Below are 22,977 nucleotides of genomic sequence, written 5' to 3' on the forward strand. Positions count from 1 at the left end.
GAACAGCCCCTTCCCCCTGCCCCCTGCGCCTGCCCACTGCCCCTGCCCCTGCCCCGCCCGAGTTGCGACGCAGTTGCGCACCTGCCACACCTTTCCGCATCCGCGACAGTGAAATTCTGGCGCGGATGCGGAAAAGTGTGGCGCCACGCTCCCGGCGGATGAGGCGGCGGGCGGATGCGGAGAGGTGTCACGCCACGAAGAGCCACCACCGAGGCCGCGAAGTATCACGGAGGCGGCACCGGCTGTCGAGTCGAGCGGCGGGTTCGGGCTCACCCTCTAGCGTGGTCGGACCCGAAGGAGGACCATGCTCGACAACCCCTGGGCCCAGTTCGCCCTGATCCTGGCCATCGCCCTGGTCGCCGCCGCGTTGGTGACCGTCGCGGCCACCGTCTCGACCCGACTCACCGGACGGCGGAAATCGTGGCCCGCCGGCCTCGTCCGCCGTGCGCGAGCCCCTTTCCGAGCCCTCGCGTTCCTCGTCGCGACCTGGATCTCGGTGGCGGCCGCGTTTCCGCTGCGGGAGTGGCGTCCGGTGCTCGACCAGGCGTTCACGATCCTCGTCATCGGCGCGACCGCGTGGCTGCTGGGCGCCCTCGTCGCCTTCACCACCGACCTCACCCTGGGCCGCTACCGCATCGACGTCCCCGACAACCGGCTCGCTCGCCGCATCCGCACCCAGACGCTCATCGTCAAGCGTCTCGCGATCGTCCTCATCGTCGTGCTCGCCATCGGAGCGGCGCTGCTCACTTTCCCGGCCGTCCGGGCGGTGGGCGCGAGCGTGCTGGCGTCTGCGGGAATCGCCTCGATCGTCGCCGGACTCGCGGCGCAGTCCGTGCTCGCCAACATCTTCGCGGGCCTGCAGATCGTGTTCAGCGACGCCCTCCGCGTCGATGACGTCGTCGTGGTCGAGGGCGAGTGGGGTCGGGTGGGTGAGATCACCCTCAGCTACGTCGTGCTGGATCTGTGGGACGAGCGCAGACTCGTGCTGCCGTGCACGTACTTCACGACCACGCCGTTCCAGAACTGGACCCGTCGCGGCTCCGAGCTGCTCGGCGCCGTCGAGCTCGACCTGGACTGGCGCGTGTCGCCCACGCGGATGCGGGAACACCTCGACGAGGTGCTCGCGCACACCGACCTGTGGGACGGCCGCGCCAGCGTCCTGCAGGTGACCGAGGCCACCGGTGGATACGTGCGCGTGCGCATCCTGGTCACGGCGCGGGACGCACCGACCCTGTTCGACCTGCGCTGCCTGGTGCGGGAGGCGATGGTCACCTGGACCCAGGCCGCCATGCCCACGGCCCTGCCCGTCCAGCGGGTGCTCATGACGGAGCCGGGCGGTCCGGCCGTGCAGACGCACGAGCCGACCCCACAGGATGCGGGACTGTTCACCGGCAGCGCCGAGGCCGAGGCTCGCGCAGACACCTTCACGCAGGCGATCCCCGTCGTCTCAAGCGGGGACGAGCAGGATCAGAGTTCGAAGTCCACCGCGACGCGCGAAGAGACCACCGAGCGCACGTAGGTGACGACCTCCTGGTGCGCGGGGTGGTCGATGTACTCGCGCAGACCGTCGAGGTCGTCGAAGTCGGCGACGATGGCCACATCCCAGTTCTCGCCGCCGAGCACGTCCGCCCCCACGGAGATCGCGCGGATGCTGGGCACGACGCCGTCGAGGGCGAGAAGCCGCGTGGTGATGCCGGCGGCGTCTTCGACGCGCTGATCGGCGTCGGTGGCGGCGAGCTTCCAGGCGACGATGTGGCGGATGGTCACAGTGTTGCTCCTTCGGGGCGGGTGGCGTCCTCGACGGCGGCACGCAACCGCTCGGGGTTCACACGCCAGTACGCGTGCAGGTCGTCATCGATCATGACGACGGGGATCTTCTCGGCCCACTGCTGGTGCAGCGCCGCGTCTTCGAGGATGGACTTCTCCTCGAGCTGGATCCGGTCAGCCGCCTCGTCGGGGAGCTCAGCGAGGACGTGCTCGATCACCCCGCGCGCGACGTCGCAGAGGTGACAGCCTTCTTTGCCGATGAGCGTGATCGTTCTCACGCTCACATCCTAAATCGGGTATACGACCTCAGGACTCGACCGGGTAGCCCGCGGCGATCCACTCGCCCGTGCCGCCGTCGACATTCGTGACCTCGTACCCGCGGGCCTCGAGCGCCTGCACGACGCGGGCCGAGCGACCGCCCATCTGGCAGATGACGTCGAAGGGTCCCTCGGGGAGGCGATCCAGGTTGTCGCCGATGGTCGACATGGGAACGTTGACCGCACCGGGGACGTGGCCCGAGGCGAACTCCTCCACCTCGCGCACATCGATGAGAGGAACGCCCTCGCGCTCGCGCAGCTGCTGCACCGTGATCGAATTCATGTCACCAGGCTAGACCGCAGACACGAAGCGCCCGTCCAGGGGACAGGCGCTTGTGTCGATGCCGCTTACTTCTTGTTGCGGCGCTGGTGGCGAGTCTTACGAAGCAGCTTGCGGTGCTTCTTCTTCGCCATGCGCTTGCGGCGCTTCTTGATGACAGAACCCACGGAAAACCTCACTGGTTGGCGGTCTGGGCGCAGGATGACCTGCTCCCGGGAACGAGGCACCGAAAAAATGCCTCGGATAAGTCTAGCCGACGTCGGCGATCGGCCGCTGCACGGCCTCTGTGACGGCGGATTCGGGCACCCGATAGCTGCGCCCGAAGCGCACGGCGGGCAATTCGCCCGCGTGCACGAGACGGTACACCGTCATCTTCGATACGCGCATGATCTGCGCGACTTCGGCGACGGTGAGAAAGCGCACATCGGGCAGCTCAGCCATGTCCCATCCTCCCCCGCGGTTCAGCACACTCTAGGGCGATGCAGAGACGCGTGTAAACCGGGGTGACGCGTGTGACGAACACGGTGGGGGTCAGCGACCGCGCTTGCCGAACGCCGCCGCGACCGCGCGGTTGACGGATGCGGCCGCGCGACCGACGGCTGCAGCCGCGTTCGCGGCCGGCTCCGGCAGCGTCGAGACGAACGCGGCCGTCGCATCCTCGTCCTCCGTGAGGAAGGGCATGAGCCATGCGTCGATCTCGTCGAGAGGCTCGCGTGACAAGCTGTAGTAGCGGTGCTGTCCCTCTTCGCGCACCGAGACGAGGTCGCTCTCACGGAGCACCTTGAGGTGCTTCGACACCGTCGGCTGGCTCACGCCCAGCTCGCTCACGATGTGCGAGACGCTCGTGCCGTCTTCGCCGGATGCCGAACGATCCAGCAGAAGACGCAGGATGTCGCGCCGGGTCGCGTCCGCGATCACGCCGAAGATGTCCGCCATGCGCCTTAGGTTAGTCGGGCTCCGAGCGGAGTACCATGACACGCGTTCCGGTCGCTGACCGCTCCGCATCTCCGAAGGGTCCCACGGATGACGTCCGACTCGGCGAGCTCTGCGACGCGGCGTCGGCTCAGCGCCCTGTGGGAGCGCATCAGCGACGCGGCGAAGACCTTCACGACCTCGTCGCCGGCGCGCTTCGCGGTTCTGATCTTCTCCGCCCTCATCCTGCTGTTCACGGCGCTCCTGTCGCTGCCCGCCATGGCGGCGAACGGCCGGGTCACCCCGCTCGCGGACGCCCTGTTCACCGCGGTGTCCACGATCTGCGTCACGGGCCTGTCGACGGTCAACATGGGATCGCACTGGTCACCGCTGGGGCAGGTCGTCATCTACATCGGCGTCAACGTCGGCGCGCTGGGTGTGCTGACCCTCGCCTCGATCCTCGGGCTCATCATCTCGCGCAGGCTGGGGCTGCGCGCGAAGCTCATCGCCGCCGGCGACAGCAACCCCATGCGCGTGCACGGCGGCCCCGTCAACGAGGGACAGACCGTGCGCCTCGGCGAGGTCGGTGCGCTTCTTCGCACCGTCGCCCTCTCGACGCTCGTCATCGAGGCGGGGCTCGCCGTCCTGCTGTACCCGTCGCTGCTCGCCGGCGGAGTGGACCCGATCACGGCCCTGTGGGAGGCACCCTACTTCGCCGCGATGTCGTTCACGAACACCGGCTTCACCCCCAACGCCGACGGTCTCGCACCGTTCTCGCACGACTACCTGTTCATGACGGTGCTGATGATCGGCGTGTTCCTCGGGTCCATCGGCTTCCCGGTGATCTTCACCCTGTGGCGGCACCAGTGGCACGTGCGCCACTGGTCGCTGCACACGAAGCTCACCCTCATCACGACCGTCATCCTGTTCTTCGCCGGCGCCGTCGTCTTCGTGAGTCTGGAGTACGACAACCCGCTGACCTTCGGCGGGATGGATGCGTGGGACACGACGTTCCAGTCCTTCTTCCTGTCGGCGATGACACGCTCGGGCGGCTTCTCCGTGGTCGAGATCGGCGATCTGCACGGCTCCTCGCTGCTGGTCGGCTCCATGCTCATGTTCGTGGGCGGCGGGTCGGCGTCGACGGCGGGCGGCATCAAGGTCACGACGCTCGCGGTGCTCGCGCTGAGCGTCTGGTCGGAGGCCAAGGGACGCCCGTCGGTGCAGGCGTTCGGCCGCCGCATCCCGAGTGACGTGCAGCGCGTGGCTCTCTCGGTCGTGGCGTGGGGCGCGACGATCGTCGCGATCTCCACGATCACCATCGCGCAGATCACGAAGGCGGATGTGGACAAGGTCCTGTTCGATGTCGTGTCGGGCTTTGCCACGGTCGGACTGTCGACGGGACTCACCAGCGACCTGCCGGACCCGGCGGTGTACGTCCTGGCGGCCACGATGTTCATGGGTCGCGTCGGCACCGTGACCCTGGCGGCCGCGGTGGCCGCATCCTCCCGGTCCCAGCTCTATTCACTGCCGGTCGAGCGCCCCATCGTCGGCTGAACGGCGCGGCTCATCCCTTCGGATGAACCGCCCCGACGAAGGGTCGAAACCGCCCCGATCGCCGTCTTCACGCGCGCGCCGTCGCCTACCGTGAGGGCATGACGAAGCTGCTTGCGCACCTGCTCATGCCGATCGTCGCCGCCGTGGCGTTCGGCGCGTGGCTCGCAGCGGAGAGCCCCAGGCTTCTCACCTCTGCCGTTCCGATGCGCGATGAGACGTTCACGACGAGCCCGTACGCACTGCTGTGCGCGATCGGCCTCGCCCTCGCGCTCGCGCTGACCCGGTGGCGCCCGGCGTGGAGCCTGACGCTGATCAGCCTCGTGCTCGCCGCCCAGCTCTTCTTCTGGCCGGCACGCTTCAGCCAGACGGGATGGACGGCGTACCTGCTGCTGCTTCCCGTCACGTACATGGTGGCGTCACGCGCCGTCGAACGACGCCGCCTGCTCCTGGGCGCCCTGATCGCCGGGGCTCTCATCGTGGTCGCACTCCTGACCGTGCCCGCGCTGTCGTTCTCGGGCGTGGAAGGGACGATCCACGGCAAGTCCTGGCCCTCGGTCGAGGCGGCGCAGCACATGGGTTGGTGGTCCGCGCTGGTCCTCGGTGCGACCGCGGCGCTCTGGCGTGCGGGAAGCCGTCGCGACCGCCGCGCGTCGGTGCCGCAACCCGCGGCTGACGACATTCGCGACGAGGGCTTCGGAGGTCTCTCGTCGCGCGAGCGCGAGGTGTTCCGCCTGGTCGCCCGCGGGCTCTCCAACAGTGCCGTGGCCGCACAGCTCGTGGTCTCCGAAGCCACGGTGAAGTCGCACCTCAGCGCCGCACTCTCAAAGCTCGGGCTGACATCGCGGAGCGAGCTGATCGTCTACGCCTACGAGCGAGGTGTCATCCGGCCCGGGGCGATCTGAATCGAGATCGCGGTCGATGGGAGCTGAGCGATCGCCGTAATCTGTTGCCCATGGTTGAGAAGCTCCGCAACGACGCCCCCGTGCTCGTGATCGGCCTCGGTCGCTTCGGCGCCGCCTGTGCGGGCGAACTCGACCGCCTGGATCGCGAGGTGCTGGCGATCGACGACAACCTCGATCTGGTGCAGAAGTGGTCAGAGCGGGTCACCCACACGGTGCAGGCGGATGCACGCAACATCGAGGCGCTCACGCAGGTGGGCGCAGCGGACTTCCAGGTGGCGGTCGTCGCCGTCGGCTCGTCGATCGAGGCGTCCGTGCTCATCACCGCGAACCTCGTCGACCTGAAGGTCCCGCAGATCTGGGCGAAGGCGGTCTCGCAGTCGCACGGCAAGATCCTCGCCCGCGTCGGCGCGAACCACGTCATCTACCCCGAGCGCGAGGCCGGCGAGCGCGTCGCGCACCTCGTGAGCGGTCGGATGCTGGACTTCATCCGCTTCGACGACGACTTCGTGCTCGCGAAGATGTACCCGCCCCGCTTCATCCGCGGCGTCGGCCTCAACGAGTCGGGCGTTCGCACCAAATACAAGGTGACGGTCGTCGGAGTGAAAAGCCCCGGCAAGCCGTTCCGCTACGCGGAGGCCAACACGGTCGTGACCAACCACGACCTCATCATCGTCTCGGGGACCAACAGCGACATCGAGCGCTTCGCCTCCCTCGACCGCTGAGGCTCAGCCGCCGGCAGCGAGTTCCTTCGCGCGGGCGAGGGCAGCGTCCGTCGCCTCGGCGAACACGCGCTCGAGGTGCGCATCCTGCAGCACGGCGACGGCGCGCTCCGTCGTCCCCTTCGGGCTCGTGACGCGTCGGCGCAGCTCGGCGGGGTCCTCGCCCGTGGCATCGAGCAGCGCCGCGGCGCCGATGAAGGTCTGCTCCGCCATCAACCGCGCGGTGGCCGAGTCGAACCCCTTTCCGACCGCTGCCTCGGTGAGCTTCTCGATGAGCAGGAAGACGTAGGCGGGACCGGACCCCGAGATGGTCGACAGGGCGTCGATCTGCTCCTCCGCCACCTCGACGACGGCGCCCACGGTCTCGAACACCGCCCGCACGACGCCCATCGCGCGCTCGTCGGCGAGCGAGCCCGCAGCGATCCCCGTCACGGCCTTGCCGACCACGGCCGGCGTGTTCGGCATGGAACGGACCACGATCGCGTCGGGTCTCAGGATCCGCTCGAACGTGGCGATCGTCACGCCTGCGGCAAGGCTCACCACGATGGTGCCGGGGCGCAGATGCGGACCGATCTCGGCGAGCAGATCCGGGACCATTCCGGGCTTGACGCCGATCAGCACGACCTCGGCGGATGCGGCAGCGTCGGCGTTCGCGGCGGCATCATCGTCCAGCGAGAGCGAGCGGATACCGGGATCGGTCAGGAGCTGGGCCTTGGCGCGGCTGCGGTTGGTGACGACGACCTGGCCGGCGCGCCCGGAGGCTGCGACGCCCTGGGCGATGGCGCCGCCCATGGAGCCGGCGCCGAGGATCGCGAGAGGGGGCTGGCTCGATTTTTCCACCCTACGACCCGGGGGCGCTCCAGGTGCCCCGGCTATCATCGGAACGGCCGGGGCCGTGACGTGCCCCCTCCTGGAGGCGTCCATGATCGAACCCACCAGCCCCCTGTTCGACGGCATCACCGCCCGACAGGTGGACACCGCACGTATCTCTGCGCGCGCCCTGCTGCGCGACGGGGATCGCAGCGACACCCCCGCCGAGCGCACCGTGGTGCTCCTGCACGGTCTGCTGTCGTCGTCGCTGATCTGGCAGGAGTTCATGGAGGATCTGCCGAGCGACCTGCGCGTCGTCGCGATCGACCTGCGCGGGTTCGGGGGAACGGAATCGCTGCCGGTCGACGCCACCCGCGGGGTCGGGGACTTCGCGGACGACCTGCACGCCGTGCTCGACGCCCTAGAGATCCGCGCCGCGCACCTCGTCGGGACCGACCTCGGCGCATCCGTCGCGGCGCAGTACGCGCTCGACGGGCACGGTGCCCTGTCGCTGACGCTGCAGGCACCCATCTCCCCCTACGGTCTGGGCGGCACCCGCCTCGACGGCACCCGCCTCACCGATGACGGCGCGGGTACCGGCGCCGCCACGGCGAACGCGGAGTTCGTGCGCCGACTGACGGCCCGCGACAAGAGCGACGAGTCGCCCGCATCGCCTCGGAGCGTCTTCCGCGCCGAGTTCGTCTCGGAGTCGTACCGGACGGCTCGCGAGGACGTGTGGGTCGACGCGATGCTCTCCACCTCCACCGCCGGCGGCAACTACCCGGGAGACACGGTGCCGAGCCCGAACTGGCCGGGCGCGGCATCCGGGAATCTCGGCGTGCTCAACGCACTCGCCCCCACCCACTTCGACCAGTCCGCGCTCGCGCACCTCGGAGCGCGCACGCCGGTGCTGTGGATCCACGGCGAGCTCGATGCGATCGTCTCGGACGCCTCCTTCCTGGACCCGGCCCACCTCGGCGCGCTCGGCATCCTGCCGGACTGGCCTGGCGCGGATGAGGCGCCCAGCCAGCCCATGGTGTCGCAGACGCGTGCCGTGCTGGACGCGGATGCCGCGACCGGGGCTGACGTGCGAGAACTCGTCGTCGAGGGGGCCGGCCACCTCGTGCACCTCGAGCGTCCCGCCGCCGTGCGACAGGCACTGCTGGAGGTCATCGGGTACATCGGACACGCCCCGAACCCGGCGCCTCCCACCGAGACGATCGTGCTCAAGTCCTCGGACTGAGCGCCGCGACGGGGCAGACTGACTGCATGGAGTACTGCGTCTTCACGGAACCGCAAGAGGGGTTCGGCTACCGGGATCAACTGGCCTTCGCCCAGCGCGCGGAGGAGCTCGGTTTCGACGGGTTCTTCCGCTCCGACCACTATCTGCGGATGGCTCCCGGCGATCCGCTGCCCGGGCCGACGGACGCCTGGACGACCCTCGCGGGCCTCGCGCGGGAGACCTCCCGCATCCGCCTCGGCACGTTGGTCTCATCCGTGACCTACCGCGTGCCCGGCATCCTGGCCGTCCAGGTCGCGCAGGTCGACGACATGAGCGGCGGCCGGGTCGAGCTCGGCCTCGGCACCGGCTGGTTCGCAGAGGAACATGCCGCGTACGGCATCCCGTTCCCCGAGAAGCGGTTCGGGCTGCTCGAGGAGCAGCTCGAGATCCTCACCGGGATGTGGCAGAGCCCCGTCGGCGAGACGTTCTCCTTCCAGGGCGAGCACTACCGGCTCGACGAGAGCCCTGCGCTCCCGAAGCCGGTGCAGGAGCGCGTGCCGGTGATCGTGGGCGGCGGCGGACCGCGGCGCACGCCGGCCATCGCCGCGCGGTACGCGAGCGAGTTCAACATCGGGTTCGCGACCGATGAGGTGATCGCGGAGAAGTTCCGCAGGGTGCGAGCCGCCTGCGAGAGCATCGGACGCGATCCCGGGAGCCTCAAGCTCTCGGTGGCACTGCCGACCATCGTCGGGCGCACCGCCGCCGAGCGTGAACGACGCGCGGCCGCCATCGGGACGGATGCGGCGAGCTTCGACAACGGAGCCAACATCATCGGCGGGCCGGCCGCCGTGCTCGAGCGGGTCAAGCGGCTGCAGGCCCTCGGCGCCGATCGCGTCTACTTCCAGCTCATGGACATGCGCGACCTCGAGCACCTCGACCTTCTGGGTTCCGAGGCGCTGCCGCGGTGAGGGCGGCGGGCGTATGAGCCGCCGCCCTCACCGTGTCTCAGCTCAGCTGCGTGGAGAAGAAGTCCCACATGACCGCGTTCGCGTCGACGAGGTCGGTGGTGGCGCCGAGCACGGAGGCGTAGGCGGCCTGTGTCTCCAGGGCGCGCCCGGGCCAGGTGTGCCCCATGCCGTCGACGACGTACGACACCACCGGACCCGCGGCGCAGTCGACGTAGGTCGTGACGCTCACCCCCGCGGTGGGCTCCTCGATGCTCGACTCGCCGCATCCGTCGATCGCAGCCCAGCGCTCAACGGCGGTCTGCACCCCGTACTGCCAGTAGCCCGCACCGCCTCCGTCGTAGGGGTTGATCGGATCAGCGGTTCCCGCGAAGCTCAGCACGGGGGTTCCCGACGAGGGGTCGCACGTCGCCGGGTCCGGCGCCCAGCTGCCGTCGCTCTGCTCTGTCGGCACCCCGGCGCGCAGGCCGTCGACGGGGGCGATGGCCTCGAACAGTCCAGGCCGCTCGCACGCGGTCGCCGAGATCATGCGTCCGCCGCCCGAGTACCCGGTCGCGAACACGTCGTCCACGCATCCCTCGGTCTTGACCCGGTCGACGAGGTCGGCCAGGAAGTTCACATCGTCGGCGCTCTCGGTCGGGGCGCCCACTTCGGCGGTCGTCACGACACCGGGGACGTTCCACGCCCAGAGACCGTCGGCGTTGCCCGGCACCGACCCCTGCGGTACGACGAGGACGAAGCCCTCCTCGGCGGCAGTCTGCTGCAGTTCGCTGACGCCGAGGATCAGATCGACGTTGTTGTTGGAGCCGTGGAGCGCGAACACGGCCGCAGCGGGGGCGGCCCCCTCCGGCATGAACACCGAGACGTGGCGCTCCGCGCCCTCGAACGTGTAATCCAGATCCGTGCGTCCCGGCTCCCATGCCGGCGCGCAGGATGCGGAGGGTGTCGGCGCGGCGTGCGGTTCGGCATCGGCGGCGCATCCGGCGGCGGCGAGCGCGGCCACCGCGACGGCGGCCAGTGCAGCGCCGCGGCGCAGCGTCGTGCGGTACTCGGTCATGGAGTCTCCCTCTTCTTCACTGATGACGGAGGCCGGGGTGACAACAAAAAAGACCCGGAGCACGACGATGCGTATCGTCGGTCTCCAGGTCTTGCCCTTGCGGTAACAACCCCGTACCCGTGCCTCTGCTGCGAGGCTCTTCGAGCGTAGCGGGAAGTGAGGGCGCTTCAGCGGCGGGCTGTGAAGAACGCCTGCAACTGCGCGGATGCGGCCTGCTCGGCCACTCCGCCGATGACCTCGACGCGATAGGGCAGTCGACGATCGCGCAGCAGGTCGTACATGGATCCCGCGGCTCCCGCTTTGTCGTCCCACGCGGCGAACACGACGCGGTCGATGCGTGCCTGCAGGATCGCGCCCGCGCACATGACGCACGGCTCGAGAGTCACCACGAGCGTGCAGCCGCTGAGATTCCAGGACCCCGTGGATGCGGCCGCCCGCCGCAATGCGACGACCTCGGCGTGGCCCGTGGGATCCCCTGTGAGCTCGCGCTCGTTCCGCCCCTCGGCGATCGTCCGCCCGTCGGCGTCGAGAACCACTGCGCCGACGGGGACGTCGCCCTCGGCCGAGGCGTGCTGCGCCAGCTCCAGCGCACGCGCCATGGCGGCCTCGTCCGCGGGTCGGGTGGGCAGATTCACCCGGCCAGACTAGCTCCGCGGCCCGCATCCGCGTGACGTAATCTGGACCCATGCGCCTGCACGTCGCCGACCACCCGCTCATCACGCACAAGCTCACGGTGCTGCGCGACAAGAACACCCCCTCCCCGGTGTTCCGTCAGCTCACGGAAGAGCTGCTGACCCTCCTCGCATACGAGGCGACGCGCAACGTGCGGGTCGAAGAGCTCGAGATCGAGACGCCGGTCACCTCGACCACGGGCGTGCGGATCTCCGAACCGCGCCCTCTGGTCGTCCCGATCCTGCGCGCCGGTCTCGGCATGCTCGACGGCATGGTGAAGCTGCTGCCCACGGCCGAGATCGGCTTCCTCGGCATGGCACGCAACGAGGAGACCCTGCAGCCGTACACCTACGCGGAGCGTCTGCCCGACGACCTCAGCGACCGCCAGTGCTTCGTGCTCGACCCGATGCTCGCCACCGGCGGGTCGCTGGGCGCAGCGATCGACTTCCTCTTCGCCCGCGGCGCGCAGGACGTCACCGCGATCTGCATCCTCGGCGCGCCGGAGGGCGTCGCCAAGATCGAGGAGCTCGTCGGCGATCGCGACGTCACCCTCGTGCTCGGCGCTCTCGACGAACGCCTGAACGAGAAGGGCTACATCGTGCCCGGTCTCGGCGACGCCGGCGACCGCCTGTACGGCACGGTCTGACCCCCGCTCAGAGCCACTTCTTCTTCCGGAAGATCACCCACAGGGCGACCGCGAACACCCCCATTCCGCCGACGGCGAGCGGGTAGCCGTACTCCCAGTGCAGCTCGGGCATGTTCTCGAAGTTCATGCCGTAGATGCCCGCGATGAGGCCGGGAGCGAAGATGATCGCCGCCCACGACGAGATCTTCTTGATCTCGTCGTTCTGCGCGAGGTTGGCCTCGGTCTGCCGGCGGGCGACGAGGGCGGAGTGCACCGTCAGCGCCTTGTCGAGCAGCGCACGGAATCCGTCGATGCGGTCCGCGATGCGGATGACGTGGTCGAGCACGTCACGGAGGTTGCGCTGCACCTCGAGGTCGACGTCGTACTTCTCGTAGCCGCGACGCAGCCACTCCAGCATCCCGGCCATCGGCTGCACGGCACGCCCGAAGCTGATGACCTCGCCGAAGAGCTCGTAGATGCGGCGTGAGAGCGCGTCGTCGTCGCTATCGCCGAAGAGCTGATCCTCGATCTCGTCGATGTCGTTCTCGATACCGGCGACGACGGGCTCGTACTCGTCGACCACGCGGTCGAGGATCGCGTAGAGCACGGCCTCCGGACCCAGCTCCAGCAGCTCCGGCTGGCGCTCGAGCCGCTGCCGGACGGCCGCAAGGTTTGGCGACTCCGCGTGACGGATGGTCACCACGAAGCGGGGGCCCACGAACAGGTGAAGCTCGCCGAAGTCGACGTGCTCGAGCTCGTCGTCGTAGTGGGCCGGACGCAGCACCACGAACAGGGTGTCGCCGTACCGTTCCACCTTGGAGCGCTGGTGCCCCTGGAGGGCGTCCTCGACCGCCAGAGGGTGCAGACCGAATTCGCCGGCGACGCTCGCGAGTTCTGCCGGCCCGGGCCGATACATCCCGATCCAGGCGAAGCCGTCGTGGGCGTCGAGCAGTTCGTAGGTCTCGTCGAGGCTGCGCGGGGTCTCCACGCGGTGCCCCTGGACGTAGATGGCGTTGTCGATCAGAGTCATCGGATTCTCCGGTGGTGCGGGCGCTGCGAGGCGCCAGAGGATGGGTTTCCGCTCTCGCCAGGGCGCGGCCACCGCATCCCGTCTCTACCGGAGGGATGCGGCGGAGTGCGCCGTGGCGCACGAACTATCGCCGGCCATGGCCATCACCGCCTCTCTGTCATCCCGGGTGGGCTTCGCGGATGAGATCTCTCCCGCGCGGGACGTGCCCGCGCTCCGCCCGCTCAGCGGGCCCGGGCGATCATACCTCTCTCGGGTGACCGGTTCGCATCCCTGTCGCCGGGGCCGGTGACGCCTCGTCCTCGCCGACCAGACGGGCGAACGCGCTCAGCCGCGCCACGCCCTCGGGGGTACGCGGCAGGTCATCGAGCAGATCGGGCGAGAAGACGACGTATGCGGCGAACTGCGCCCGGGACACGGCGACATTCAGCCGGTTCTGCAGCAGCAGGAACTCCAGCCCGCGCGGGGCCTCGCGGCCCGAGGACGCGGCGAGCGACACGATCGCGACGACCGCCTCCTGCCCCTGGAACTTGTCCACGGTCCCCACCCGGATGCCGGTGAGCCCCGCCGCCTCCAGCGCGCTCTCCACCTCGACCTGCTGACCGTTGTAGGGCGTCACGACGATGATGTCTGCGGCGGTGAGCGGCCGAGCGGCGGCCCCACCGTCGTCATGGCACGTCCAGGTGCGGCCGATCGTGTCGCGGACGATGCGCACCACCTCCGCAGCCTCCTCGGGAGAGGCGACCGCATTGCCCGCGTGCACCACCGGCACCGGGTGCACGCCCGGTTCGACGCCGTCGAGCGAGCGAGTGGCCGTCTCCGGGGCGGAGGCGAGCTCGCCGTCGTAGGAGAGCTCCGACACGGCACTCGCGAGCGCCGGATGCATCCGCCACGTATGGGAGAGGAAGTAGCCGTGGGATGCGGGCAGTACCGCCTGCCCGTTCATGACCCACCCCAGCGCCGACTCGTCGACGGGCTCGGGATGCGTGCCCTGGCTGACCTGCGGCAGCTGCTGCGGGTCGCCCAGCAGCAGCAGACGGCGCGCTGCCCGCGACACGGCGATCGTGGAGGCGAGGGAGAACTGGCCGGCCTCGTCGATGACGAGCAGATCGAGACTGCGGCGGGGAACGCGGCCGGCGTGGCTGAAGTCCCACGCGGTTCCACCGACGACGAAGCCGCCCGGCCGGTCCTCGGTGAACGCCGCGAGTGCATTCTTCTCGAACACCGTGAACGACACGGCATCCGCCTGGCTCGGGTCTTTCAGCGCCTTGCCGACGAGGTTCGAGGGGAGCCCCGCGGCCACGATCCGATCCAGCATGTGTTCCACGACGGCGTGGGACTGCGCGACGACACCCACGCGGAAGCCGCGCTCGGCCACGAGGCGTGCGACGACGTGTGAGCCGACGTAGGTCTTGCCCGTGCCGGGAGGGCCCTGCACCGCCAGATAGCTGTCATCGAGGTCGACGACGCTGCGCACGATGGCCGCGATGTCGTCGCCGGCCGAGGGCGCGAGCGCGTCCGTCGTGGTGCGCGGAGCGACGCGACGCAGGATGTCGGTGGCCGCGTCCAGCGGGAAGTGCGGATCGGCGTCGATCAGCGCGTCCGCCCAGGCGTCGATCGCCGCCTGCTGATTGCCTGCTGCGGGGGGGGCCGCGGGCGCGAGGGCGATCGGCAGATCCGACCAGGTCTCGCCGTCGGCGGCGAGCTCTTCCACGACGGCGCCGTCATCGAGCGCCTCGACGATGCGCACCGCACGCGCCGCATGGATCCACCGCGGGGAAGCCTCGCCGAAGGGCGCCGGCGTCGCGTACACGAGGAAGGGCTGGGTGCCGACGCTCAGCCGAGTGCCCGGCGCGGGATCGCCCCGGAGCTCGAGGCGGCGACGCAGCGCACGCTGACGCCCCTGACCCGGCTGCCAGTCGTCGACGACACGCGTGCGCGCACCGTCGAGCACGACGACGTCGCGGGTGTCCTCCCACAGCGACACCGGCTCGCGGAGCCGGAGGAAGTGCGAGGCCCAGAAGGTCTTCGCCTCGCGCGGGTAGTAGTCGATCGCCGCGGCGCCGAGGCGGAGGGCGGCCGCATCCGCTTCGTCGTCGGTGACGGCCGCACGGCGCTGGAGAGCGACGGAGCGGAAGGACGGCTCGTAGACGGCCTCGCCCACGACGGGATCGGCCGACGGGAAGAGCCGGGCCTCGCGTGCACGGTCGACGAGCCAGTCGCGCAGGCGCAGCGTCGAGACGCAGTCGTCGCGGTTGTACTCGGCCAGATCGTCGAGCACGGCCTGCGCCTGGTCGTCCTGCCCCGCCTCGAGCAGCGTGCGCGCCTCGACGTATCGCACGATCGAGTCGTCGCCGCGCTGCACGTCGCTCGTACGGCGCTGGGCCCCCATGTACAGCGGCTCGAGCTTCTTGATGGAGTACGACCGGGACCCGACCCGCAGCGCCCGGCGGACGATCGGATACAGGTCGACGAAGACGCCGTCGCGCAACAGACGATCGACCTCGGCTTCGCGGGTGCCGTGGCGCGCGGCCATCGCCAGCAGGTGCGTCGGCTCGTAGGGCGCGTAGTGGTAGATGTGCATGCCCGGATGGGCGCGCCGGCGCAGATCGACGAAGTCGATGAACGTCTCGAGCGCCGCCTTCTCATCGGCGAACGAATGCGCCCACAGCGCCGAGTACTGCTGCTCGGGATCGATCCATCCGAAGAGGTAGTCGATCCCCCAGTCGCCGGCGCCCTCGGTGTACAGCGGGTCGCCCTCGAAATCGAAGAAGAGGTCGCCCGCGTCGCGTCGCGGCAGGGCGGCGAGCGCCTGCGGCAGCACGACCTCGTAGCGGGGCACGGCGTCGACCGGCACCGTGCCGTCGGGTCCGGGAACGCCCGCCGGACTCTCCAACTGGAGGCGGGCCTGCGTCCGCAGCGACGTGAAGACCTCGTCGCTCATGCGCTCCGGCGCCCCCGCCGCTGCCGCCAGCTCGTCGATCGTCGTGATGCCGGCGGCGCGCAGACGCTCACGCTGCACGGGGCGCATCCCGGCGACGAGCAGCAGGTCGCGGTGCGCTGCCACCTCCGTCTCGCACGTCGCACAGCGCCCGCACGCCACGACACGCAGCGCCCCGCGGGTGTCTCCCCACGCCAGCGGCGCGCCGGCGGCACCCGCGGCAAGGTCGCGGTCGGCGATCAGCGCACGCAGTCGTGCACGACGCTGCCGGTACACCGGCATGAGGTCGCGCACCCTGTGGGTGCTGACCGAGCCGTCGCCCAGCAGCAGCTCCACGCGATCGGCACGGGCCACGCCCGCCGCGTCCAGCTGGTCGACATATGCCGCCAGCTGCATCAAGGCCGTCACGCGCGCGTGGCGGGCCAGTTTGGTGTCCTGCACGATCCACGCGCCCTCGTCTGCGCGCACCAGGAAGTCGGCGAAGCCGACGAACTCGTCGGTGCGGAACGCCGCCTGGTAGACGACGTGGACGCCCGGATCGGCGAGGGCGGCGACGGTCTGGCCGACCACATCCGTCATCGCCGCCTCATCACCCGAACGCGTCTCGGGGATCTCGACGACCGCATCGCCGAACTCGTCGCGATAGCGCTGCAGCACGGCCAGCTCGTGCCGCGTGCCGAGTCGCGCGGCCCGCTCGAGCATGACGTCTTCGGGTTCGATGACGGCGGGGATGCGGCCCAGCCGCGCATCGAGCTGGCGCAACCACGCGAACTCGCACTCCGCCGCGGCCTTGAGGTCGCTCGCGCTCCACACCACGCGCCCGCTGTCGGACCCCGCAGGCTCGATGTATCGCATTCGCTCCCTTTCCTTCATCGACCCTAGTTGCGGCCCCCGACAGCGCCTCCCGGCGACGCAACCCCGTTCCGCGCCGCGGTGCGGGTGCCAGACTGGAGGCGTGAGCACGCACCTGCCCTTCACGAACCCCTACCGCCACGGCTTCGCCCGCGTCGCCGCCGTCACGATCCCGGTCAGCGTGGCCGATCCCGCGACGAACGCGGAGGCCGTGCTCGCCCAGGCGCGCGTCTGCCACGACGACGGCGTCGCGGTCGCACTCTTTCCCGAGCTGAGCCTGAGCGGCTACGCGATCGAGGATCTCGTCCTGCAGGACCCGCTGCTGGATGCTGTGGTGGTGGCCATCGAGCGGCTCGTCGCCGCATCCGTGGATCTGCGCCCCGTCCTGGTCGTCGGCGCGCCGCTCGTCCACGGCAACCGGCTGTACAACTGCGCGGTCGTCATCCACCGCGGCGAGATCCTCGGCGTCGCCCCGAAGTCGATGCTGCCGACCTACCGCGAGTTCTACGAGCGCCGCTGGTACGCCCCGGGCGACGACCAGCGCGGTGGCGACATCCGCGTCGGCGATCTGTACGCACCCTTCGGGCCCGACCTGCTGTTCGAGGCGCTGGATGTCGACGGGCTCGTCGTGCACGCCGAGGTCTGCGAGGACATGTGGGTTCCCGTGCCGCCCTCGTCCGAGGCCGCCCTCGCGGGTGCCACGGTGCTGCTGAACCTCAGCGGCAGCCCGATCACGATCGCCCGCGCCGACGACCGCAAGCTGCTCTCGCAGTCCCAGTCGCTGCGCTGCGTGGCCGCATACGCCTACGCGGCGGCGGGCCAGGGCGAGTCGACGAACGATGTCTCCTGGGACGGCCAGACCATGATCTACGAGGGCGGCCAGCTGCTCGTCGAGACGGATCGGTTCCCGGACGCGGCGCGACGCAGCGTCGCCGACGTCGATCTGGACCGCCTGCGCCAGGACCGCCTGCGTCAGGGCACCTTCGACGACAACCGGCGCTCCCTCGCCGAGCGCGTGGGAGCATTCCGCACGATCCACTTCCGCCTGGACCCGCCCGCCGACGTCACGGAGCTGCGTCGGCCCGTCGCACGGTTCCCGTTCGTGCCGGCCGACCCCGCGCGCCTCGCACAGGACTGCTACGAGGCCTTCAGCATCCAGGTCTCCGGACTCGAGCAGCGGATGCGGGCGATCGGCTCCCCGCGCCCCGTCATCGGCGTCTCGGGGGGCCTCGACTCCACCCACGCACTCCTGGTCGTCGCCCGCGCGATGGACCGGATGGGGCGTCCGCGCAGCGAGATCCTCGCCTACACGATGCCGGGCTTCGCGACCGGAGACGACACCAGATCCAATGCGATCGAGCTCGCCGAGGCGATCGGCGCGACGATCGAGACGATCGACATCCGTCCCGCCGCCACCGAGATCCTGCGCGGGATCGGCCACCCGGCCGCGGACGGCGAGCCCCTCTACGACGTCACCTACGAGAACGTGCAGGCGGGGGTCCGCACCGACCTGCTGTTCCGGCTCGCGAACCGCCACGGCGGCATCGTGATCGGAACTTCGGACCTGTCCGAGCTGGCGCTCGGCTGGGCCACGTACGGCGTCGGCGATCAGATGAGCCACTACGCCGTCAACGCGGGCGTCCCCAAGACGCTCATTCAGCACCTCATCCGCTGGGTCATCGCCGACGGCGTCGGGATCGACGAGCGCACGGCCACCGTGCTGCAGGCGGTGCTGGACACCGAGATCAGCCCCGAGCTCGTCCCCGCCGGCGAGGACGGCAAGGTGCAGTCGACCGAGGACACCATCGGCCCGTACGCCCTCCACGACTTCACGCTGTTCCACATCCTGCGCTTCGGGATGCGGCCGTCCAAGATCGCGTATCTCGCCGAAGTCGCCTTCGCCGACGCGGAGGCGGGGCTCTGGCCGGCGGGCTTCCCCGACGACGAGCGCTACGCCTACGACCGCGAGACGATCGTGCAGTGGCTGCGGGTCTTCCTCACGCGCTACTTCGGCTTCGCGCAGTTCAAGCGCACCGCGATCCCCAACGGCCCGAAAGTCTCCCCTGCGGGATCGCTGTCGCCGCGCGGGGACTGGCGGGCACCGAGCGACGGGAACGCCGCCGCGTGGCTCAGCGAGCTCGACGCGGCCCTCGAGGCCTGAAGCGGATCAGTCCTCTTCGGGAGCCCAGGCGAGCGTGATCACGAAGGCGTTCCGGGACAGATCCTGGATCGTGTAGCTCGTCGGCCGATCCCGCACCCACCCGCGGTGGCCGCCCTGGTCGAGCTTCACGGCAGTGGCCGACAGGCGCGGCCCGCGCCCGTCCGCGGCCAGCACCGCCTGCGCGCGGCTCCAGTGGGTGAGCAGGTCGAGATCGGTCGCGCCCTCCCACATCTGGCTCTGCGCCCGCATCACGGCGCGGGTGTGCGTGTCGGGGTGCAGGTCGCGCAGGTCGATGCCCACGCGGACGCCGGGTTCACTGACCGCGACGACGTTGGCCGCGCGGTACTCGGCGACCGTCACGACGAGATCGAGCTCCTCGCCGTCGAGCGAGGCGATGAGTCGCGTGTGGTGACCGAACGTCGTGGGCGCTTCGCGTTCGATGCGCACGGAGGCCGGGTCGACGCCGAGTCGCGCACCGATGATCGCCCGGGCGAGCAGACGTTTGCGGTCGTGCGCGGTGACCGAGGGGTCCCACCCGAGTCGAGCGTCGATTCCCGCCGGGGTGTCGAGAACGACCGATTCCATCGCTGCCTCCCGAGTTCGCGGGCACAGCCGTCTGCGCCCTGTCTTCGACCCTAGCCCGGGCCCGCCACGCGGCGATCGGCCGATCCCGGAAGTAATGGGAATGGACGGCGGTATCCCCCTCTTGTCCATAGGGAGTGCGCGCACACTGAACGTGCGCAGCAGCGACGAAAGGACATCATGACCCGCATCGGACGCAGCGACCTCGACGTCTTCGGACTCTCCCTCGGCGGCAACGTGTTCGGCTGGACGGCCGACCGTGACGCCTCCTTCGAGATCCTCGACACGTTCCACGACGGCGGCGGCAACTTCATCGACACCGCCGACGCCTACAGCGCGTGGGTGCCGGGCAACAGCGGAGGAGAGAGCGAGACGCTCATCGGCGAGTGGTTGGCCGCGCGCAAGCCCCGCGACATCGTCATCGCCACCAAGGTGAGCCAGCACCCGGAGTTCCGCGGCTTGTCCGCGAAGAACATCCGTGCGGCCGCGGAGGCGTCGCTGAAGCGACTCGGCGTCGACACGATCGACCTCTACTACGCCCACTTCGACGACCCCGAGACGCCTCTCGAGGAGACCGTCGCCGCCTTCACCGACCTGGTCAACGACGGCCTCGTCCGCTACACCGCCGTCTCGAACTACTCGGGCGACCGCATCCGCGAGTGGATCGAGCTCGCGCAGGCGGCCGGCGGGCCGCTCCCGATCGCCGTGCAGCCGCACTACAACCTCGTGCACCGCAACGACGTGGAGGAGCACATCATCCCCGTCGCCGAGGAGTTCGACCTCGCGCTCGTGCCCTACTACGGACTGGCCTCGGGGTTCCTGACGGGCAAGTACCGGTCGGCGGATGCGGCGGGGACGGGTTCCCCGCGCGCCGAGGGCGCCGCCAAGTACGCGACGCCGCAGGGACTCGCGATCATCGACGCCCTCGAGCGCATCGGCGCCGAGCACGGCACGTCGATCGCAGCGACGGCATTGGCCTGGCTCCGCCAGCGGCCCACTGTCGTGGCCCCCATCGCGAGCGCCTCCCGCGCATCGCAGGTCCCTGACCTGCTCACGAGCGTCGGCGTCGTGCTGACCAGCGAGCAGATCGCGGAGCTCGACCGCCTCTCCGCCTGGCAACCCTCCTCCTGAGCACGCCGGACGAGCCCGCGACGACCACGATCGTCGCGGGCTCGTCTACGCTCGCAGGGTGAGTCTTTTCGGTTCCGGTCCCAGCGACGACCAGGGCAAGCCCTCCGCCACCCGCATCGGCATCTGGATCGCCGTCGCCGGCGTCGGCCTCTTCTTCCTCATCTCGGGGATCATCGGCATCGTCAGCGGAGGCGGCAACTGATGCGCCTGCTCGTCGCGGCGCTCGAGAGCGAGGTCGTCGCCTTCCCCGCAGAGCTCGAGGGCTTCGACCGGCTCATCACCGGGCCCGGCAAGCTGCCGGCCGCAGTCAACCTCACGCGCGCGCTCAGCGCCGCCGACTACGAGGAGATCGTCGTCGTCGGCACTGCCGGCTGCATCGATCCGCTGCTGCAGGGCGACCTGCACGAGATCGCCGGCGCGATCCAGCACGACGTGACAGACCCCGACGGCGTCGTCGGTCAGCACCTCTCGCTCCCCGAGAGGGTCGGTCACGATCGTGAGGGTGTCGTCATCGCGACGGGCGATTCGTTCGTCGACGACGCCGAGACCGTGAAGCTCATCCGGTCGCTGGGCGCCGGCCTCGTCGACATGGAGACGTACGCGTACTTCTGGGTCGCCGCCGAGTTCGGTGTGCCGATCCGTGTGCTCAAGGCGGTCTCCGACAATGCCCAGGACGATGCGATGACCGACTGGGACGCGGCCGTGACCGCCTGCAGCCACATCCTGCGCGAGCGCATCCGCTCCGACTACGGGGTCTGATCCCGGATCAGGATGCGGCGTCGGCCACCTTCTGGGAGCGACGCCTGGCACCGAGGTCTGCCACGGCGATGACGAACGCCACCGCGAGGAACAGCGCGACGGTCACCATCCCGAATCCGTACGCGTCGTGGAACACGACCGCATCCTCGGCGGCGTGGCCGTCTTCGCGATAGACCGTCGCGTAGAAGAGCGCGAGCGCCACCGCCGTGCCCACTGCCGTGCCGATCCGCTGGCCGAGCTGGCCGACCGAGCCCGCGAGCCCGCCCTCGCGCACGGGGATATCGGCGAGGGTGAGGGTCTGGTTTGGCGAGACCACGAGGCCGCCGCCGATACCTCCGAGAAGCATCGCGCCCGCCATGACGAACGGCGTGACGGCGTCGGGCACATAGAGTGCGGTGGCGACGAGGCCCGCGACGCAGGCCAGCATCACGCCGAGCCCCACGACGACGACGGGCCTGCCGAACCGCACGACGAGCGACCCTCCGATGTAGGAGGAGACGGCGCTCGCGAGCGCGAATCCGATCGTGACCATTCCCGCGAAGACGGGTTCGATGTGCAGACCGCTCTGTAGATAGAGCGTGGTCATGAGGAACATCGACGGCACGGCGGCGAAGTACGTCGTCTGCAGGAGCGTGCCGTTGCGGTACGAGCCGATCCGGAAGAGCTTCAGCGGGATGAGCGGCTGCTTGCCGATGCGGGTGTAGCGCTGCTCCCACGCCACGAACGCGGCGGCGAAGAGCACGAACAGCACGAGCAGCCACCACCGTCGCGGGTCGTCCCCGGGCGCCCCCGTGGTGAACAGGAACGGCCACATGAGCGAGATCACCGTGAGGGCGAACAGGAGCACGCCGACCGGGTCGAGGGCGAGCTTGCGGTGCGAGCGGGTGCGGGTGGCCGGGAGGAGGAGCGCCGCCAGCAGAATGGCGATCAGCCCGAGGGGCAGGTTCATCCAGAAGATCCACCGCCACCCGTCCTGAGCGCCGCCCACGGCGATGAGCAGACCGCCGAGCGTCGGCCCGAACGCGGTCGCCACACCGATCGTGGCGCCGAACAGCCCGAACGCGCGGCCGCGCTCCTTGCCCTGGAAGAGCTGCTGGATGAGACCGAGCACCTGCGGCATCTGGATGCCGGCGGCCGCGCCCTGCAGGAGGCGTGCGACCAGGAGCACCGTGGAGTTCGGCGCGAGCGCGCAGATCACGCTCATGGCCGTGAACAGCGTGAGCCCGATCAGGAACAGGGCACGGCGGGAGCGCTGGTCGCCGATGCGTCCCATCGGCACGAGGAACAGCCCGAAGGTGAGCACGTAGCCGGAGACGATGAGCTGCCAGCTCGGTCGCGCCGGCGGAGAAGGCCGTCTCGATCGAGGGCAACGCCACATTGACCTTGGACAGATCGAGGATCGTGAGACCGGCGACCGCGACGCACACCCAGAAGGCGCGCCAGCGCGCGGCGGAGCTCAGCGGGATGTCGGTCGTGACCGGGTGCGCCTCGGATGTGCCGTCGGCCGCCACGCTCAGTCCCCGCTGCGGCTGAGGGCCGAGCGCAGCACGAGGAAGACGACGAGCGCGACGGCGGCGACGATGACGAGCTTGAAGACGAAGGCGATCACCGAGAAGAGCAGGTTGACGAGGAACCAGCCGATCACGATCGATGCGATGACGGCCAGCACCGTCCACAGGGTGTTCTTGCTCACCCGTCCACCTTAGGCGCGCTTGGCGACTC

General features: G+C 70.0%; 24 protein-coding genes and 1 pseudogene. 11 read left to right on the forward strand and 14 right to left on the reverse strand.

Features of this window, described 5'->3' with window-relative positions; all coding sequences use genetic code 11:
* Positions 1–304: 304 nt before the first annotated feature.
* The gene (locus AC1VNH_RS07840; protein WP_483110753.1) at positions 305–1,519 is read left to right on the forward strand and encodes a mechanosensitive ion channel family protein; all 1,215 of its coding nucleotides are present in this window, start codon (positions 305–307) and stop codon (positions 1,517–1,519) included.
* Here the strand turns inward: AC1VNH_RS07840 and AC1VNH_RS07845 are convergent.
* From AC1VNH_RS07845 to AC1VNH_RS07870, 6 genes are all read right to left on the reverse strand, one after another.
* Positions 1,468–1,767, reverse strand: a complete 300-nt coding sequence (locus AC1VNH_RS07845; protein ID WP_344228914.1) for a Dabb family protein — start codon at positions 1,765–1,767, stop codon at positions 1,468–1,470. The two genes, AC1VNH_RS07840 and AC1VNH_RS07845, sit on opposite strands and share 52 nt — an antisense overlap.
* Positions 1,764–2,045 carry a glutaredoxin family protein gene (locus tag AC1VNH_RS07850; RefSeq protein WP_344228916.1) on the reverse strand — a complete coding sequence of 94 codons (282 nt, stop codon included), beginning with the start codon at positions 2,043–2,045 and terminating at the stop codon, positions 1,764–1,766. The genes AC1VNH_RS07845 and AC1VNH_RS07850 overlap by 4 nt, the downstream gene beginning before the upstream one ends.
* Positions 2,046–2,073: 28 nt before the next feature.
* A complete protein-coding gene (locus AC1VNH_RS07855; RefSeq protein WP_243233133.1) occupies positions 2,074–2,367 on the reverse strand; it encodes a rhodanese-like domain-containing protein in 294 nt (97 codons plus the stop codon).
* A gap of 65 nt (positions 2,368–2,432) precedes the next feature.
* Complete coding sequence (locus tag AC1VNH_RS07860; RefSeq protein WP_003792170.1) at positions 2,433–2,531, reverse strand: 30S ribosomal protein bS22; 99 nt, start codon at positions 2,529–2,531, stop codon at positions 2,433–2,435.
* Between the two features lie 82 nt (positions 2,532–2,613).
* Positions 2,614–2,805 carry a helix-turn-helix domain-containing protein gene (locus tag AC1VNH_RS07865; RefSeq protein ID WP_137417931.1) on the reverse strand — a complete coding sequence of 64 codons (192 nt, stop codon included), beginning with the start codon at positions 2,803–2,805 and terminating at the stop codon, positions 2,614–2,616.
* Between the two features lie 90 nt (positions 2,806–2,895).
* The gene (locus AC1VNH_RS07870) at positions 2,896–3,300 is read right to left on the reverse strand and encodes an ArsR/SmtB family transcription factor (RefSeq protein WP_243233648.1); all 405 of its coding nucleotides are present in this window, start codon (positions 3,298–3,300) and stop codon (positions 2,896–2,898) included.
* An 87-nt stretch (positions 3,301–3,387) separates the two neighbouring features.
* Here AC1VNH_RS07870 and AC1VNH_RS07875 point away from each other — a divergent pair, with 87 nt between their 5' ends.
* The 3 genes from AC1VNH_RS07875 (at position 3,388) to AC1VNH_RS07885 (ending at position 6,454) form a co-directional block, all read left to right on the forward strand.
* Positions 3,388–4,830 (forward strand): TrkH family potassium uptake protein, encoded by a 1,443-nt coding sequence (locus AC1VNH_RS07875; protein WP_344228925.1) that lies wholly within the window; start codon positions 3,388–3,390, stop codon positions 4,828–4,830.
* A 98-nt stretch (positions 4,831–4,928) separates the two neighbouring features.
* Positions 4,929–5,732, forward strand: a complete 804-nt coding sequence (locus tag AC1VNH_RS07880; protein ID WP_483110755.1) for a helix-turn-helix transcriptional regulator — start codon at positions 4,929–4,931, stop codon at positions 5,730–5,732.
* A 50-nt stretch (positions 5,733–5,782) separates the two neighbouring features.
* The gene (locus AC1VNH_RS07885) at positions 5,783–6,454 is read left to right on the forward strand and encodes a potassium channel family protein (protein WP_137417935.1); all 672 of its coding nucleotides are present in this window, start codon (positions 5,783–5,785) and stop codon (positions 6,452–6,454) included.
* A 3-nt stretch (positions 6,455–6,457) separates the two neighbouring features.
* On the opposite strand, the gene proC is transcribed toward AC1VNH_RS07885, so the two are convergent.
* Positions 6,458–7,291: a pyrroline-5-carboxylate reductase gene (gene proC / locus AC1VNH_RS07890; RefSeq protein ID WP_483110757.1), complete on the reverse strand. Its 834-nt coding sequence runs from the start codon at positions 7,289–7,291 to the stop codon at positions 6,458–6,460.
* Positions 7,292–7,373: 82 nt separating this feature from the next.
* Between proC and AC1VNH_RS07895 the strand changes: the two genes are divergently transcribed.
* Positions 7,374–8,504: an alpha/beta hydrolase gene (locus AC1VNH_RS07895; RefSeq protein WP_483110759.1), complete on the forward strand. Its 1,131-nt coding sequence runs from the start codon at positions 7,374–7,376 to the stop codon at positions 8,502–8,504.
* 26 nt (positions 8,505–8,530) lie between these two features.
* Positions 8,531–9,451, forward strand: coding sequence for an LLM class F420-dependent oxidoreductase (locus tag AC1VNH_RS07900; RefSeq protein ID WP_483110761.1), 921 nt, complete (start codon positions 8,531–8,533; stop codon positions 9,449–9,451).
* Between the two features lie 37 nt (positions 9,452–9,488).
* Here the strand turns inward: AC1VNH_RS07900 and AC1VNH_RS07905 are convergent, their stop codons facing one another.
* Positions 9,489–10,505 (reverse strand): CE1 family esterase, encoded by a 1,017-nt coding sequence (locus tag AC1VNH_RS07905; protein ID WP_483110762.1) that lies wholly within the window; start codon positions 10,503–10,505, stop codon positions 9,489–9,491.
* Positions 10,506–10,672: 167 nt separating this feature from the next.
* Positions 10,673–11,140, reverse strand: coding sequence for a tRNA adenosine(34) deaminase TadA (gene tadA / locus AC1VNH_RS07910; RefSeq protein WP_483110763.1), 468 nt, complete (start codon positions 11,138–11,140; stop codon positions 10,673–10,675).
* A 50-nt stretch (positions 11,141–11,190) separates the two neighbouring features.
* Between tadA and upp the strand changes: the two genes are divergently transcribed.
* The gene (gene upp, locus AC1VNH_RS07915; protein ID WP_137417940.1) at positions 11,191–11,823 is read left to right on the forward strand and encodes a uracil phosphoribosyltransferase; all 633 of its coding nucleotides are present in this window, start codon (positions 11,191–11,193) and stop codon (positions 11,821–11,823) included.
* A gap of 7 nt (positions 11,824–11,830) precedes the next feature.
* On the opposite strand, the gene AC1VNH_RS07920 is transcribed toward upp, so the two are convergent.
* Positions 11,831–12,832 carry a magnesium and cobalt transport protein CorA gene (locus AC1VNH_RS07920; protein ID WP_137417941.1) on the reverse strand — a complete coding sequence of 334 codons (1,002 nt, stop codon included), beginning with the start codon at positions 12,830–12,832 and terminating at the stop codon, positions 11,831–11,833.
* A 238-nt stretch (positions 12,833–13,070) separates the two neighbouring features.
* Positions 13,071–16,625, reverse strand: coding sequence for a TM0106 family RecB-like putative nuclease (locus AC1VNH_RS07925; protein WP_483110765.1), 3,555 nt, complete (start codon positions 16,623–16,625; stop codon positions 13,071–13,073).
* 100 nt (positions 16,626–16,725) lie between these two features.
* Between AC1VNH_RS07925 and AC1VNH_RS07930 the strand changes: the two genes are divergently transcribed.
* Positions 16,726–18,783 (forward strand): NAD(+) synthase, encoded by a 2,058-nt coding sequence (locus tag AC1VNH_RS07930; protein ID WP_483110766.1) that lies wholly within the window; start codon positions 16,726–16,728, stop codon positions 18,781–18,783.
* A gap of 6 nt (positions 18,784–18,789) precedes the next feature.
* Here AC1VNH_RS07930 and AC1VNH_RS07935 read toward each other — a convergent pair whose 3' ends face one another.
* Positions 18,790–19,368 (reverse strand): hypothetical protein, encoded by a 579-nt coding sequence (locus AC1VNH_RS07935; RefSeq protein ID WP_243233630.1) that lies wholly within the window; start codon positions 19,366–19,368, stop codon positions 18,790–18,792.
* 177 nt (positions 19,369–19,545) lie between these two features.
* Between AC1VNH_RS07935 and AC1VNH_RS07940 the strand changes: the two genes are divergently transcribed.
* Genes AC1VNH_RS07940 through AC1VNH_RS07950 form a run of 3 tightly spaced genes read left to right on the forward strand, consistent with a single transcriptional unit; the run spans position 19,546 to position 21,255 of the window.
* Positions 19,546–20,496, forward strand: coding sequence for an aldo/keto reductase (locus AC1VNH_RS07940; protein ID WP_483110768.1), 951 nt, complete (start codon positions 19,546–19,548; stop codon positions 20,494–20,496).
* A 58-nt stretch (positions 20,497–20,554) separates the two neighbouring features.
* On the forward strand, positions 20,555–20,698 hold the full coding sequence (locus AC1VNH_RS07945; RefSeq protein WP_161594077.1) for a hypothetical protein: 144 nt from the start codon (positions 20,555–20,557) through the stop codon (positions 20,696–20,698).
* Complete coding sequence (locus AC1VNH_RS07950) at positions 20,698–21,255, forward strand: phosphorylase family protein (protein WP_483110769.1); 558 nt, start codon at positions 20,698–20,700, stop codon at positions 21,253–21,255. The genes AC1VNH_RS07945 and AC1VNH_RS07950 overlap by 1 nt, the downstream gene beginning before the upstream one ends.
* Before the next feature lie 7 nt (positions 21,256–21,262).
* Here the strand turns inward: AC1VNH_RS07950 and AC1VNH_RS07955 are convergent.
* Positions 21,263–22,766, reverse strand: a pseudogene (locus AC1VNH_RS07955) (MFS transporter).
* Positions 22,767–22,768: 2 nt separating this feature from the next.
* Positions 22,769–22,948, reverse strand: coding sequence for a hypothetical protein (locus tag AC1VNH_RS07960; protein ID WP_243233624.1), 180 nt, complete (start codon positions 22,946–22,948; stop codon positions 22,769–22,771).
* Positions 22,949–22,977 lie beyond the last annotated feature (29 nt).

Source organism: Microbacterium sp. KU4F (assembly GCF_056868075.1).

Bases quoted from the DNA above. Each gene is read 5' to 3' on its own strand.
- AC1VNH_RS07840 (WP_483110753.1), top strand. From the start codon at position 305: ATGCTCGACAACCCCTGGGCCCAGTTCGCCCTGATCCTGGCCATCGCC.
- AC1VNH_RS07855 (WP_243233133.1), bottom strand. From the start codon at position 2,367: ATGAATTCGATCACGGTGCAGCAGCTGCGCGAGCGCGAGGGCGTTCCT.
- AC1VNH_RS07865 (WP_137417931.1), bottom strand. From the start codon at position 2,805: ATGGCTGAGCTGCCCGATGTGCGCTTTCTCACCGTCGCCGAAGTCGCG.
- AC1VNH_RS07870 (WP_243233648.1), bottom strand. From the start codon at position 3,300: ATGGCGGACATCTTCGGCGTGATCGCGGACGCGACCCGGCGCGACATC.
- AC1VNH_RS07875 (WP_344228925.1), top strand. From the start codon at position 3,388: ATGACGTCCGACTCGGCGAGCTCTGCGACGCGGCGTCGGCTCAGCGCC.
- AC1VNH_RS07880 (WP_483110755.1), top strand. From the start codon at position 4,929: ATGACGAAGCTGCTTGCGCACCTGCTCATGCCGATCGTCGCCGCCGTG.
- AC1VNH_RS07885 (WP_137417935.1), top strand. From the start codon at position 5,783: ATGGTTGAGAAGCTCCGCAACGACGCCCCCGTGCTCGTGATCGGCCTC.
- AC1VNH_RS07895 (WP_483110759.1), top strand. From the start codon at position 7,374: ATGATCGAACCCACCAGCCCCCTGTTCGACGGCATCACCGCCCGACAG.
- AC1VNH_RS07900 (WP_483110761.1), top strand. From the start codon at position 8,531: ATGGAGTACTGCGTCTTCACGGAACCGCAAGAGGGGTTCGGCTACCGG.
- AC1VNH_RS07905 (WP_483110762.1), bottom strand. From the start codon at position 10,505: ATGACCGAGTACCGCACGACGCTGCGCCGCGGCGCTGCACTGGCCGCC.
- upp (WP_137417940.1), top strand. From the start codon at position 11,191: ATGCGCCTGCACGTCGCCGACCACCCGCTCATCACGCACAAGCTCACG.
- AC1VNH_RS07920 (WP_137417941.1), bottom strand. From the start codon at position 12,832: ATGACTCTGATCGACAACGCCATCTACGTCCAGGGGCACCGCGTGGAG.
- AC1VNH_RS07925 (WP_483110765.1), bottom strand. From the start codon at position 16,625: ATGCGATACATCGAGCCTGCGGGGTCCGACAGCGGGCGCGTGGTGTGG.
- AC1VNH_RS07935 (WP_243233630.1), bottom strand. From the start codon at position 19,368: ATGGAATCGGTCGTTCTCGACACCCCGGCGGGAATCGACGCTCGACTC.
- AC1VNH_RS07940 (WP_483110768.1), top strand. From the start codon at position 19,546: ATGACCCGCATCGGACGCAGCGACCTCGACGTCTTCGGACTCTCCCTC.
- AC1VNH_RS07950 (WP_483110769.1), top strand. From the start codon at position 20,698: ATGCGCCTGCTCGTCGCGGCGCTCGAGAGCGAGGTCGTCGCCTTCCCC.